Origin of the sequence: Neptunomonas japonica JAMM 1380, from assembly GCF_016592555.1 — a bacterium.
In the GTDB taxonomy this organism is placed as follows: domain Bacteria; phylum Pseudomonadota; class Gammaproteobacteria; order Pseudomonadales; family Balneatricaceae; genus Neptunomonas; species Neptunomonas japonica_A.
Map to the genome: position 1 here is coordinate 79,437 of NZ_AP014546.1, position 12,671 is coordinate 92,107.

13 protein-coding genes are annotated in these 12,671 nt (G+C 44.9%); 6 read left to right on the plus strand and 7 right to left on the minus strand.

Features of this window, described 5'->3' with window-relative positions:
* Positions 1-87: 87 nt before the first annotated feature.
* Positions 88-1,230, plus strand: a complete 1,143-nt coding sequence (gene nosP / locus NEJAP_RS00370; RefSeq protein ID WP_201348770.1) for a nitric oxide-sensing protein NosP — start codon at positions 88-90, stop codon at positions 1,228-1,230.
* Complete coding sequence (locus tag NEJAP_RS00375; protein WP_201350401.1) at positions 1,223-3,784, plus strand: PAS domain-containing hybrid sensor histidine kinase/response regulator; 2,562 nt, start codon at positions 1,223-1,225, stop codon at positions 3,782-3,784. The genes nosP and NEJAP_RS00375 overlap by 8 nt, the downstream gene beginning before the upstream one ends.
* Here the strand turns inward: NEJAP_RS00375 and NEJAP_RS00380 are convergent.
* From NEJAP_RS00380 to NEJAP_RS00390, 3 genes are all read right to left on the minus strand, one after another.
* The gene (locus NEJAP_RS00380; protein WP_201348771.1) at positions 3,781-4,449 is read right to left on the minus strand and encodes a response regulator; all 669 of its coding nucleotides are present in this window, start codon (positions 4,447-4,449) and stop codon (positions 3,781-3,783) included. The genes NEJAP_RS00375 and NEJAP_RS00380 overlap by 4 nt on opposite strands.
* Positions 4,450-4,508: 59 nt before the next feature.
* Positions 4,509-5,105 carry a rhodanese-like domain-containing protein gene (locus NEJAP_RS00385; RefSeq protein ID WP_201348772.1) on the minus strand — a complete coding sequence of 199 codons (597 nt, stop codon included), beginning with the start codon at positions 5,103-5,105 and terminating at the stop codon, positions 4,509-4,511.
* A gap of 125 nt (positions 5,106-5,230) precedes the next feature.
* Positions 5,231-5,848: a LysE family translocator gene (locus NEJAP_RS00390; RefSeq protein ID WP_201348773.1), complete on the minus strand. Its 618-nt coding sequence runs from the start codon at positions 5,846-5,848 to the stop codon at positions 5,231-5,233.
* Between the two features lie 143 nt (positions 5,849-5,991).
* On the opposite strand from NEJAP_RS00390, the gene NEJAP_RS00395 reads away from it, so the two are divergent.
* From NEJAP_RS00395 to NEJAP_RS00410, 4 genes are all read left to right on the plus strand, one after another.
* On the plus strand, positions 5,992-6,312 hold the full coding sequence (locus NEJAP_RS00395; RefSeq protein ID WP_201348774.1) for an antibiotic biosynthesis monooxygenase family protein: 321 nt from the start codon (positions 5,992-5,994) through the stop codon (positions 6,310-6,312).
* A gap of 52 nt (positions 6,313-6,364) precedes the next feature.
* Positions 6,365-7,054 (plus strand): helix-turn-helix transcriptional regulator, encoded by a 690-nt coding sequence (locus NEJAP_RS00400; RefSeq protein WP_201348775.1) that lies wholly within the window; start codon positions 6,365-6,367, stop codon positions 7,052-7,054.
* A gap of 87 nt (positions 7,055-7,141) precedes the next feature.
* On the plus strand, positions 7,142-7,309 hold the full coding sequence (locus tag NEJAP_RS00405) for an oxidoreductase-like domain-containing protein (protein WP_201348776.1): 168 nt from the start codon (positions 7,142-7,144) through the stop codon (positions 7,307-7,309).
* 76 nt (positions 7,310-7,385) lie between these two features.
* Positions 7,386-8,867 (plus strand): ArnT family glycosyltransferase, encoded by a 1,482-nt coding sequence (locus NEJAP_RS00410; RefSeq protein WP_201348777.1) that lies wholly within the window; start codon positions 7,386-7,388, stop codon positions 8,865-8,867.
* Between the two features lie 20 nt (positions 8,868-8,887).
* On the opposite strand, the gene NEJAP_RS00415 is transcribed toward NEJAP_RS00410, so the two are convergent.
* The 4 genes from NEJAP_RS00415 to NEJAP_RS00430 are packed head-to-tail and all read right to left on the minus strand — an operon-like array spanning position 8,888 to position 12,628.
* Positions 8,888-9,685 carry an ABC transporter permease gene (locus NEJAP_RS00415; protein ID WP_329610925.1) on the minus strand — a complete coding sequence of 266 codons (798 nt, stop codon included), beginning with the start codon at positions 9,683-9,685 and terminating at the stop codon, positions 8,888-8,890.
* Entirely contained in the window at positions 9,682-10,416 is a 735-nt protein-coding gene (locus tag NEJAP_RS00420) for an ABC transporter ATP-binding protein (protein ID WP_201348778.1), read from the minus strand. The genes NEJAP_RS00415 and NEJAP_RS00420 overlap by 4 nt, the downstream gene beginning before the upstream one ends.
* Positions 10,413-11,393, minus strand: a complete 981-nt coding sequence (locus NEJAP_RS00425) for a YVTN family beta-propeller repeat protein (protein ID WP_201348779.1) — start codon at positions 11,391-11,393, stop codon at positions 10,413-10,415. The genes NEJAP_RS00420 and NEJAP_RS00425 overlap by 4 nt, the downstream gene beginning before the upstream one ends.
* A gap of 14 nt (positions 11,394-11,407) precedes the next feature.
* Complete coding sequence (locus NEJAP_RS00430; protein WP_201348780.1) at positions 11,408-12,628, minus strand: ABC transporter substrate-binding protein; 1,221 nt, start codon at positions 12,626-12,628, stop codon at positions 11,408-11,410.
* Positions 12,629-12,671: the final 43 nt, after the last annotated feature.

The window sequence follows — 12,671 nt, forward strand, 5'->3', positions numbered from 1 at the left end:
AATATTTAGGTCGCAAGTAGTATTTTCTCTAGCTAATAGTCTGCCTAGACTGAAGAAAGATCTCATCAGATAAGGATAGTCATATTTATGTCTGAACCAGCCGTGTCTTGTTTTTCCAATCAGAGCGACCCATTTTCTGCAGCAGCAGAGTTACGTCACCAACTATGTTTTGACGATTTGAGCTTCGTGTTGTTCTTCTGCTCGACAGAATATGATCTAGAACAGCTAGCGGAGGCGATGAATTTAGCATTTCCTGATATAGCATTAGCTGGGTGTACAACGGCAGGAGAGATTACTTCTGAAGGTTATGCTCAAGGGGCTATCAGTGCTATAGGTTTTAGCCGTGGTCACTTCACGGTAGAGACTTGCCTTATTGAGGCGATGGATAATTTCACCCTAACTCAAGCACAGTCGGTGGTTGAGTCTTTTATTAATAAAGGCCGGAAAAAGCAGTTAGCACCGATTAAAGGCAATAGCTTTGTATTAACACTCCTTGATGGCTTGTCGGTTCAGGAGGAGCAAGTATTAGCAACGTTGAGCTCTGCACTGGGAAACATCCCGCATTTTGGTGGATCTGCAGGTGACGATGTTCATTTGGCTCACACACATGTTTTCGCCCACGGCGCTTTTCACACTGGGGCCGCCGTTGTACTGCTCTTTAATACGGACTGTGAATTTGAAGTGTTTACCACGCATCATCTTGAATCACTCAGTGAAAAGTTGGTGGTGACGGCCGCAGAGCGTGATAACCGTCGAGTATTTGAGCTAAATGCTGAACCCGCAGCTCAAGAGTATGCCAACCTAATTGGTGTGCCCGTAGAAAAGTTAACCCCAGAAGTGTTCGCACTAAACCCTTTAGCGGTCAAAATTGGCGAAGTCTTTTATGTACGCTCCATTCAAAAGGTCAACTCGGACCTGAGCCTGACGTTTTACTGTGCTGTTGAGAATGGCATCGTACTCACGCGGATGCAGCGTGGCGATATGTTGAAAAACCTAACTACGCAACTGGAGCGTATCGAAGAGAAAGTCGGTTCACCACAGCTCATCATTGGTTGTGACTGTTTTTTACGTCGTCTTGAAATTGAGCATTTGGGTATATCTGCACAAGCTTCTAAGCTGTTACGTCAGCATAAAGTGGTTGGTTTTAATACCTATGGTGAACACCTAGAAGGTATGCATATCAACCAGACATTTACCGGTGTTGTCATAGGGAGGCCTTGTGATGACTGAGGTAGAGCAAGCACGCTTGGCTCAGTTAGAAAAGGAGAACTACAAACTCCAACGTATAAACCAAGCGCTGATTGAACGAGTGGAATCCAGTACTGCTCAAGGGGCCAACCCATATGCGGCGTTTGAGCACTCCGTTGTATTGGCCGATCAAGTACGTGAACGCACAGAAGCGTTAAACGAAGCATTATCAGAGCTTAAAATTAGCCACAGAGCTTTAAAAAATGCTAATCAAATAGCCGATCTTGCCAACCAGCGCTTGGTCGATGCGATTGAAAGCATTTCTGATGCTTTTGTGCTGTTTGATCGTGAGCGGCGTATTGTTCTGTTTAATAGTCAGTTTCAGTCTGTTTGGAAAAATACGGGACAGGTTATTGCCACCGGAACCACTATTCAGGATGTGCGTCGTTTAGCAGACGAACATGGCCTAATAGCAGAAGAGTATGGTGAAACCGGCGATGGCAATAAAGTGTTTCGCTTGTCTTCTGGGCAATGGGTACAGATGAGTGAACGCTCCACTGCGGATGGCGGTATGGTTGTTTTGTATACTGATATCAGCCAATTGAAGGCATCCGAAACACAGCGTAGGGAAGCGGCCTTAGCGCAAAAATCTGAATTGCTGCAGCGTACTGTGGATAACTTGTCACAAGGTGTGGCTTTGGTTAATGCCAGTGATCAGCTTGAGATTTGGAATGATCGTTTTTTGAAGCTAACTGGCGTTTCTCGCTCTGAAGCTGAATCTTATCCACCGTTTCGAGCGCTAAATGTTAGGCACTTTCATGATATGAAAGCCAAAGGCGGTCAATCGACTACCTCAAATGTGATGCACCATGATGAGCATATTATAGAAGTAAGGACTCACGCTATGCCTGATGGCTGGTATGTAAATACTTACACCGATATTACCGAGCGCTACCAATATGCAGAAACATTAAAAGAAAGTGAGCAATGGATACGTTTAATAACTGACCACGTACCTGCACTGATTGCATATATGGGTGATGATCTTTGTTATCGTTTTACCAATAAAGTATATGATGAATGGTATGGCTGGGAGAGAGGGGCTTTAGCAGGAGAAAGTATCACTCAGGTGCATGGAGAGCAAAGCTTTCTCGAGTTACTGCCTTATATCAAACAAGCGCTTTCTGGCGAAAATGTTACCTTTGATATTGCTGAACGTAATGGTGCCGGTGAGCAGCGTCACATGCTGAAATCCTATGTGCCCAATATAGGTTCGGATGGTAAAACGGTCGGTTTCTTTGTCATGATTCGAGATATCACTGATCGTCGTAGAGTGGCTTTAGAGCTTGAGGCTGCTTACCAAAATCTTGAGCAGCGTGTCGATGAGCGTACGTCAGAGCTGACCGCAGTGAATGAGCACTTACTTTCTGAAATAGAAGAGCGAACACAAGTAGAAGCACGGCTACGTGAAGCAAAAAAAGATGCAGAACAGGCGAATTTATCTAAGACTAAGTTTTTGGCGGCCGTTAGCCATGACTTGTTACAACCATTAAATGCGGCGCGCCTATTTACCGGAGCTCTTGCCGAAAAGCAGCTAAGTGAAGCGACTCGTCCTCTGGTTAACTCTGTGTCGCATGCTCTGAGCGATGTTGAATCATTACTTGGTACATTGGTGGATATCTCTAAGCTGGATGCCGGTGTTGTAACGCCGGATATCACAACATTTAGAGTGCGAGAGTTAATGGCGAATATCGCTAATGAATTTGGTCAATTTGCACAGCAAGCAGGACTAAAAATGTCCTATGTTCCATCATCTGCGGTGATATCCACTGATTCACAATTGTTGGCACGTATTATTAGGAACTTTCTTTCAAATGCCATTCGTTATACCTCTTCTGGCCGTATTTTGTTTGGCTGTCGGCGTAAGCAGCAGTCACTTGTTATTGAAGTGTGGGATACCGGTATGGGTATTCATGAGACGCAATTACAGGAGGTTTTTCAGGAGTTCAGGCGGCTTAACCCGCAAGACCAGGGGCAAGATAAAGGCCTGGGGTTGGGACTCGCTATTGTGGATAAGATTTCAAGAGTTTTGGGGCATGCTATTTCAGTTCAGTCTATCAAAGGCAAAGGCTCAGTTTTCTCTGTAGAGGTACCGTACGGTGAACTCGCGTTGTATTCTGCCATGCCTGTGCTAGGTCATGAGATTGCTCAGGATTGCCTGCGAGGCGCACATATATGGGTGATAGATAATGACCTAGCAATCTGTCAGGGTATGCAAACGTTACTGGAAGGTTGGGGTTGTTGTGTGACAACTGCTTTATCGTCAGAACATTTGTTGGCTACGGTTGACCCTGCTAGTGATCGTGTTGACCTGCTGATTGCAGATTATCACTTGGATAATGGTAAGAATGGCGTTGATGCGGCAGGTTCGATCTCACAACGAATGGCAGGAGAGCTGTCAGTATTAATGATTACGGCTAATTACAATAAGGACTTGAAACAAGAGATTCGTGAACGGGGCTACATTCTGATGAACAAGCCCGTTAAGCCGCTAAAACTAAAAACGACGCTATTGCACCTATTGAAAAATCGTTAGCGTTTTAGGTATTCACTAAAATTGATATTACCTGCTGATAAAACCGCCTGAATACGATTGTGTACGTTCAGCTTGCGCAAGATTGCAGATACATGGGCTTTTACGGTTGTCTCTGCAATATTGAGATTATAGGCAATCTGTTTATTTGATTCACCCGTGGACATTCTTTCTAAGACGAGTAGCTGACGACGGGTAAGTGATGATAAAGCTTCAGGTGCAATGCGGTTGTCATCGTGACGTGGCGCACGGCGTGTTTCAGGTGAGTTGCTGCGAATAATATCGGAAGGTAAATACACATTGCCTGCCAAAATTTGCTTCAACGCATCGGTCATCTGCTCGCGAGAAGATGACTTAGTAATAAAGCCTACAGCACCGTAAGTAATGGCTTGAAGTACGATCTGTTTATCTTCTTCTGCTGAAACAATCACGACAGGAATCGTTGGGGACTCGTTGCGTAAGGTAATAAGGCCATTCAAACCATTCATACCGGGCATATTTAAGTCTAATAGAATAAGGTCTAAATCGTCATGATCTAGTGTGGTCTCAAGTGCGCTTTCTAGGGTTTGGGTTTCAAGTAGCTCACACTCAGGAAAACTGGTATGAATGACATTGCTAATCGCTTCCCTAAACAGAGGGTGGTCATCCGCAATCAGTATTTTATACACAAGACTCTCCCGTACTTATTGTTATTATTGATCAGACAGCAAGAAATACAAGCTGAAGATCAGGGTGTAAATTTTTCTGGTTTTCCTTCTGCTGTTTCTAGGTCAGCTTCTTGCCAACCATCGGAACCATCCCGGTACCAGTAAAGATGAGAGTATCCCCATTGTGCCGCACGCTTGACTGCATTCCAAGACATCCAGCAATCTGCAGTGCAGTAAATCACAATAGGGTAGTCTTGTCGTCCTTGTGTTAAATCTTGTAAATACTGCAGAAAATAATCTGCCCATGCCTCTTCTAACTCGCCTTGCCCGACATTGGGTAGCCAATAACTACTAGGAATGTGTAAGCGAGGTTCTTTTTCTATAAAAAAACCACTCTTCCAGATCAGTGGCTGCACATCTAGTAATATCGGTGCGGGCAGTTGTTTTAATAAAGTGACCAGCTGTTGGGTAGAAACCGTTATTGCTTGGTCGTGCTGTTTAGGTGTTGGGCTGCGATAGCGAAAAAGCCGATAGCCTTCCATGGTGTAAAGCTCACTTTCATTTTCTAGTGAGCTTGGCCAGGGCGTTGTTTCACTATGAATAGCCTGTTGTTCTTGCGCCGTCAGTGCTTGAGGGCACGAGTACAGTAAACAAAACCAAGCGATCATTTTTTTCATGCAGCTGCACTCTTTCTAGCAGTCTGTATTACACCGCGCTACTGAGGGTGAGGTACATTCTGCATTGGAGTGAAAAAACCAGTACTAAAGTACTGGTTTTGAGCGTTTGGAATAAAAGATGGTGACTAGTGACGAGTAGCAAGATAGGTACCAGCACCTATCATAATAGACCCCGCTGAACGGTTTAGGTTACGCATGGACTTTTCTGACTTAAAGAAGCTTCTGGCTTTGGATGCCATATAAGCAACGATCATTAAGCCCAGCATGAGAGCGACAAGTTGCAGAGTGGAAGCCAAGACAATATCGGTGGCACTTAGTGCCGATAAGTCCATGAATGTAGGTAAGAAAGCAATATAAAATAGAATGACTTTAGGGTTTGATGCAGAGATCAAAAAGCCTTGTACAAAGCTCATGATGCCATGTCTAGGTTTGGCAACACAAGCGTCATCTGATAAGTCTATCGGTGTAGTCCAGAGCTTCCAGCCAAGGTAACAAAGGTAGGCAGCACCGGCAAAACGAATCACCGTAAATACGCCTCCCCAATGCTCAGCAATGGCGGCTAAACCAAAGCAGGCCAGCACTAGATAAATAATGTCACTGATGGTCATCCCTAAGGCGAGCGAAAAACATGAGCGGCTACCTTCAGTCATGGCTCGCGCTAGAATCGCGAAGATGCCAGGGCCTGGAGTAATACCAAAAATAAAAATGGCGATAAAGAATGTAATAGCACTTTCGAAAGACACGGGGTTAGCCTCGCTACTGGTCGCTGGAGTGAGTTGCCAGCAACATAATATGAATTTATAACATGTATCAAACACTACTGACACAACGCTGTCAGTAGCGGGGCAATATGCTGGGTACTTCAATTAGTTAAGGAGTAGACAGCATGACAACAGTCGTTGAGATGGTCACGTTTAAGTTAGCAGCAGGTATAAACGAAGCACAGGTGGCAGAAACTTATGAGGGTGTGAATAATATTTTGGTTGCCCAGCCAGGGTTTCACTATCGCTCTCAAAGTCATGATGGGAAAGGGAATTGGTTTGATGTGATTTATTGGGAAAATATGGAGATGGCTAAAGCAGGCTCTGCCGCCTTTATTGATAGCTCAGCTGGACAAGCATTGTGCGCTCTGATTGATGAAGAAAGCTGTAAAGTGCTTCATATGCCAGTTGCTACCAGTACCATGGGGTGTGATCCAGATAACTAATTAAAACTAAGCATAAACAGCTTCAATTCGAGGTTAGAGGTAATTAAATAAGATGAGAAAAGCGGAGCGTCTGTTTCAACTATTAACGATATTACGTAGCCGGCGAACAGTGGTTACTGCCTGCTATCTTGCTGAGCGTTTGCAGGTGTCGGAACGAACAATTTATCGTGATATACAGGCGTTATCGCTTTCTGGTGTGCCGATTGAAGGAGAGGCAGGAGTCGGATATCGATTACATCCTGGCTTTACTGTGCCTCCGATCATGTTTGATCAGGATGAATTGGAAGCACTACTACTAGGGGTGCGGATGGTTCAGGGGTGGAGTGATGAAGCGCTTGGCAAAGCAGCGGACAGTGCTTTTCAAAAAATTCGTGCAGTACTGTCTGAGCAACAATACCATGAACATACGATTAAACCTGAGTGGCTACTCGTGCCTGATATGCACCGTGAGCAAAGTGCTCCGTATAGTGACCAACTGCGTGCAGCGATTAAGCAACAGCAAATAATAGAACTTGATTACAGCCGAGAAGATAAAGCTTTATCAACGCGAGTAGTTTGGCCTTTAGGGCTAGTTTTTTGGGGGCGTGCGTGGACACTCGTTGCTTGGTGCGAGTTGCGACAAGCGTATCGGATGTTTCGATTGGATAGAATTGGCCGTTTACAGCTAGTTGCAAAAAATTTCGAGACAAGTGAAAGCATCAATTTGCAGCATTACCTTGAGCAGGTTAAATGTTCAGAGTAATTAAGAAAGTGGCTGCTTAAGGATAGTTGGTTATAGGTCTGTGTGTGGTAAAATAGCAATATACTTTATAAAGATGACGGAACAACGATGTTAGAAAAACCTACTCCTCCAGGGGATTATGAATGTTGCGAAAGCGCGTGTGAGCCATGCGTCTGGGATATCTATTACGAAGATATGCGTGAATGGAAAGAGGCTCAAGCGAAACTAAAAGCAACCGAAAGCGCTGATGAAAATAACGAGCCCGCACAAGCGTAGGTAGTACCTTCGAAAGTTTGATATTATTCTGCTCTTTTATTGAAAAGCAGTCTTTAGATAGAAGGGCGAATGCGTTATGGGAAGTGCGGCTGTGCTAGATAGGGAGAAGCATCACCTCTTTATTCTGCTTGGGTTAGTGTTTGTTTATTTCCTTGGTAACCAGGTAGCACAGTTTGTGTTTTCAGGTACTGCCGATTTAGATCAAGCTGAGCAGTTGATAGTCAGTCAAGACTTCAAGCTAGGCTACTCCGCACAGCCACCGTTATATACTTGGATAGTGCAACTTCTCTTCTCTATTACTGGCCCCAGCCTTGTATTATTACTCGTTTTAAAATCCATTATTTTAAGTATGCTGGCGGTTTCAATCGTTTTTATTGGCAGGCTATTTTCTTTTACGACCCAGCAACAAGTTATAGCGGTTATTTCTATCGCTTTTATTCCTCAGGTTATTTGGGAGTCGCAAAGAGACCTTACCCATTCGCCTCTAGCTACGGCCATGGCAGCCGTTACGCTACTCCAAGTTGTGATCCTACAAAGAGTGCCTTCTGTCGTAAATTACATAGTGGCAGGCTGCTTGGTAGGCTTGGGGTTACTCAGTAAATACAATTACTTTATTTTTTTGATGGCGCTTACGTTTGCTGTTTTACTGACACCTCAATATCGCTTTGTATTATTGAATAAGCGTGTTTTATTCGCTTTTATTCCGGTATTTTTGATTATTTCTCCGCATTATTATTGGGTGCTAAATCACCTCGATATTGTATCGGGCAGTGTCCATAAGCTGCAGTCTGAGGGTGGTGGTTTTTTCTCCGGTATCGGCCATGCGCTGCTGTCAGCGTTAGCGTTTTTATCTCCTTTATGGTTGTTCTCTCTTGTATTACTAGGGCGCAAGAATTCGGCTAGTAATGTCGAAATTCCTGATAAAAAAATGCTCATAAACCTACTGGTATTAGAGCTAGTTTTTGTCGCTATTTTTGTGTGGTTAACTGGCGCTCAAGAGATAAAAGACAGGTGGTTTCAGCCACTATTGTTTTTTATTCCGCTGGCGATTGCTGCTTTCTATAAGCCATCTAGGCGTGGGTTTAAAATTTTCTGTTTGTTAGGTGTGATATTCGCAGTTCTTGTGTCTGTAGCGCTGAGTGCGCGTATTATTTTATTTGATGACGTTAAACGTTCCAGCCGGCCTAACGTTCCTTATGAAAGTATCAATCAATCACTATCATCTTCGCTAGGTAGTCCCACTGTTATTTTTGCAGAATCAAGGTTGATCGGAGGTAATGCGCGTAATTACTTTAAAAAGGCGCGAGTCATTACCCCAGAATATGCTGAAGGTTTTCGCAAAGAAGAAAGCAGTCTTGGAGCAAAAAGTAAGCTTGTAGCAGTGCTGTTGTGTGAATCATTGGAATGCAATAAAGATGGTTTCTCTGAGCTGATGAAGCATAAATTTAATGTGGATATCGCTTCATTAGAGTTACATGCAATAGAGAGAAATTATTACTTCAGTGATGTTAAAAAGCACACCTTGTATTGGACACGAGTTGCGCCTGTTTTACAGTGAGCGTATCGCTAATTTGATGACTATTTTCCTTTTGCAGCACGTTGTGGATTAAATCCGTTAATAGCCAATAAAGAGAAAAGTAACGTAGTACCCAGAGTCACGCTTGCGGCGAGAAGATCAAACTTCATATACAGCGCATGTCTCACTAGCTCTACTGCATAGGTAAAAGGGTTGGTAGAACAGATCCAATAAAGCCACTCGCTTGCTTCTTGCATTTTCCATAATGGGTAAAGTGCTGATGAGAGAAAAAACATCGGGAAAATTACAAAGTTCATCACCCCCGCAAAATTTTCTAACTGTTTTATCCACGATGAAATAAACAGGCCAATAGCGCCGAGCATAACAGCGACCAGCAGAAGTGCGGGTAGAGCCGTAAGGTATCCCCACAAGGGCGGTTCAACATCGACTAACAGCGCTATGAGTAAGAAAGCATAGACTTGCAGTAAAGATACTAGCGCGATAGAAAGAAGCTTACAGACCAGCAGAAACCAGCGTGGTAGAGGGCTCATCAAAAGTACCCGCATACTACCCATCTCGCGATCATAGACCATAGATAGCGAACTTTGCATACCGTTAAATAGCAAGATCATGCAGCAAAGCCCGGGTGCAATATACACTTCATAAGTGATGTAGGTTTCGTAGGGCTCGATAATAGCAATGCCAAGTGCTGCGCGAAATCCTGCCGCAAATACCACAAGCCACAAAAGGGGGCGCACCAGCGCACTAAAAAAGCGTGTGCGCTGTTGTATAAAACGTAGGTATTCGCGTATCAGAATGCCTTTAAAGCAGTGCCAGTACTGTGCTGAAGTCATATTCATGCGGCGGCTACCGTGTGTTGTGTTAGATACTCAAAAGCATGAGCTAATTGCTTCTTACCACTGAGAGTGCATAAGTCCCCTCCTGTACCAGAGGAGAGCAAGCTTCCTTGATGTAGCAATAAAACCCGGTCTTGAGAGTGGATTTCGTCAATCAGGTGGGTGGCCCACAGCACGGTGAGTTGTTGGTCTTCACAGAGTTGGCGGACATGTTGGTTTAATATCTTTCTGGTTTGCGGATCGAGCCCAGACGTGGGTTCGTCCAATAACAGCACGCTGGGTTGATGTAGCAGTGCTCTGGCAATCTCAACGCGTCTTCGGTGACCTCCATTGAGTGCTCTCACTTTTTCATTGGCTCTGTCGGCCATCGACATTCGTTCAAGCTCTAGTGCTATACGTATGTTGGCTTCTGCGCTGCTAAATCCATGTAATGCCGCATGGTAGGCGAGATTCTGTTGCACGCTAAGATCAAGATCCAGCGTGCTTTGCTGAAAGACTACGCCTACTTGCTGCATGACTTGTGTGGGTGTTTTTTGTAGGTCTAAGCCTTGTAATTGGATGCTGCCACTTTGTAATGAGTAAAGGCGTGTTAGTAGAGCAAATAAGGTACTTTTTCCTGCACCGTTTGGGCCGAGCAACGCACTAAACTGGCCACTCTCTAATGTGAAGTTAAGAGTGTTTAGGGCCTTTTTTTTACCGTAATTAAAGCTTACTTGCTCAACGTTAATGCTCATTGTGATTTCACCACAATGCCCCAAGGGTAGCGGCCTACCTTGATGGATTTTATGGCTTTCATTTTAGCAACATCAACCACAGTCACATCGCCACTAATGCCGTTGGTAGTGAGTAGTAGTGACTGGTCTGCGTTAAACGCCATATGCCATACACGGCGCCCTACCAAAATGTATTCTAAGACTTCAAATGTTTTTGTATCGATGACAGCAATGTGGTTGGCGGGGCCTAGTGCAACAAAGGCATATTTCCCATCATCACTAAGCTTAATACCGACGGGTTGAACCTTATCGGGATGAACGCCGCGAATTTTGAATGAAACCTTGTGCGTGATTTGGCGACTGGCAACATCAATGATGGAGACATTCCCGCCAATCTCTGAGCTGGCCCATAGTACTTTGCTATCTTTTGAAAACTCTACATGACGAGGACGTTGATCAACCAGTGTGTTATCCACAAGCTGCATGGTTTCTGTATCGATCCAATGCACCATGTTAGTGGTTTCGCTGGTGTTGACTGCTATTTTTCCATCGGGGCTAACGGCCATGCCCTCAGGCTCAACACCGACATCTATTTGTGCCAGCACTTCACTCGTTTGTGTGTCCACAATGGTAGCGAGAGCATCATCTTCATTGGCAATATAGAGGTGACGGTCATTAGGGTGCAAAGCAAACTGCTCCGGATCTTCACCAGAGGGTAGTTCTTTAATGATCTGGTGTGTGGATAAGTCCATTACTTGAACGGTGTCAGAATCTGAAGCACAGATATACAGCTTACTTTGATCTTTGGAGAGGATAATGCCACGTGGGCGCTGCCCTACATCAATGGTAGCGGTAACTTCATAGGTATCAAGGTTGATAACAGATAGCGTGTCATCTTTCTCGTTAGACACATAAGCCGTTTGAGCAAGTGCTGTTTGCACACACAATAACAATACTGAGATAGAAAAAAATTGAGTGAGGCGCTGTGATGTTTTCATAGTTTTTCCTGTCGCTATAAGCGCTTTGCTAGACGGCATTGGCTCTCTGGTGCATCAAATCCCAACGTATCCAGTTCAGATATCGGGTGCAAAAAACCAGCCTGTGGTGATTGTGAGACAAGTGAGCGTGGATGGATCAGCGGTATTGGTTGGCGCAGCTGGCCATTCCACGCCCGAAAATTAAGCTTGCGGCCTTTAAAGCCTGCCAGCTCGAATTTATCTGAAATAATGTACTGCTTGAGTGTGCTTATGTCCGTGGTATTGGTGCGCGTGACCGCTTCAGCAATAGAGCGCACAGCCAGCCAGCTGGCATAATCTTGGCCGTTCATCCAGCGGCCAGTGAGCTTGTCAAAACGACTCTGCAATTGCGCTGCTCCCCACTGTTCAACAACGCGATGCCAAGCAACAGGGGTGAGGCCTTGAGTGCCTACGACAGGGCGTGGATACCAGGTGTTATACAAGACGTACTCACCAAAATCTCCTTGCTCATCGGCCACGACGACCACATCGTATTCCTCTGTTTGCGTGAACAGAGGCATCTCTTTTTGTGCTAGACGCCGCAGGTCTGTGTCAAAGCTCCATTGCTTCTCGGCGACTATCTTATGACCAAAGCGTTTTGCGGCTCTTTGCATTGATTGTGCATAAGCCTGATCACCCTCTGTACTGCCTTTAATCAGTAACCACTTATTCAAGCGCTTCTCTGTTAGCCATTGGGCGAGCGCGTCGGCTAACATGGCACGGCTAGGGATCGTGTGCAGTACATTGCTTATGCATTGATCAACGCGTAGGGCATTTTCTTTGGCGCGGGTGTTAAAAATGAGTACATCATCGGTTGGGCCAGAGTTAAGTGATGCTTTGTTAAGCCACGCTGAAGCCGCTTTTAGCGCCTCGATGGGCAGGTCGAAAACAAATAAGCGTATGCCTTGTGCGTAGCGAGACTGTATCTGTGTGAGGGTCTCTTCAAGAGTGTCGTTAATATCTACCTTTAGATGGAAAGACTGTTTAAGAAATCGTCCTGTGGTGTTGCTGTCTTGCAGGGCTAACTCAGCACCACGCAGACCCGCATCCCCCGGCTCAGGCAATATATTTGACAGCACCGGGCGGTGTTCTTGCTGTAGCTTTATATAGGCAATATCAACGTCGAGCTGCGCATGTGCAGAAGGCATAAAAAATAGCAGGCTACAGAGTAGAAAGCGCAACAGATACGAGCCTGGCCAACCTATGTAGTTATTCATGATGACTCATTCATATTTTTATTCGTAAAGTGGAATACCCAGC

Bases quoted from the DNA above. Each gene is read 5' to 3' on its own strand.
- NEJAP_RS00410 (WP_201348777.1), top strand. From the start codon at position 7,386: ATGGGAAGTGCGGCTGTGCTAGATAGGGAGAAGCATCACCTCTTTATT.
- NEJAP_RS00385 (WP_201348772.1), bottom strand. From the start codon at position 5,105: ATGAAAAAAATGATCGCTTGGTTTTGTTTACTGTACTCGTGCCCTCAA.
- NEJAP_RS00430 (WP_201348780.1), bottom strand. From the start codon at position 12,628: ATGAATAACTACATAGGTTGGCCAGGCTCGTATCTGTTGCGCTTTCTA.
- nosP (WP_201348770.1), top strand. From the start codon at position 88: ATGTCTGAACCAGCCGTGTCTTGTTTTTCCAATCAGAGCGACCCATTT.
- NEJAP_RS00420 (WP_201348778.1), bottom strand. From the start codon at position 10,416: ATGAGCATTAACGTTGAGCAAGTAAGCTTTAATTACGGTAAAAAAAAG.
- NEJAP_RS00400 (WP_201348775.1), top strand. From the start codon at position 6,365: ATGAGAAAAGCGGAGCGTCTGTTTCAACTATTAACGATATTACGTAGC.
- NEJAP_RS00395 (WP_201348774.1), top strand. From the start codon at position 5,992: ATGACAACAGTCGTTGAGATGGTCACGTTTAAGTTAGCAGCAGGTATA.
- NEJAP_RS00405 (WP_201348776.1), top strand. From the start codon at position 7,142: ATGTTAGAAAAACCTACTCCTCCAGGGGATTATGAATGTTGCGAAAGC.
- NEJAP_RS00415 (WP_329610925.1), bottom strand. From the start codon at position 9,685: ATGAATATGACTTCAGCACAGTACTGGCACTGCTTTAAAGGCATTCTG.
- NEJAP_RS00375 (WP_201350401.1), top strand. From the start codon at position 1,223: ATGACTGAGGTAGAGCAAGCACGCTTGGCTCAGTTAGAAAAGGAGAAC.
- NEJAP_RS00425 (WP_201348779.1), bottom strand. From the start codon at position 11,393: ATGAAAACATCACAGCGCCTCACTCAATTTTTTTCTATCTCAGTATTG.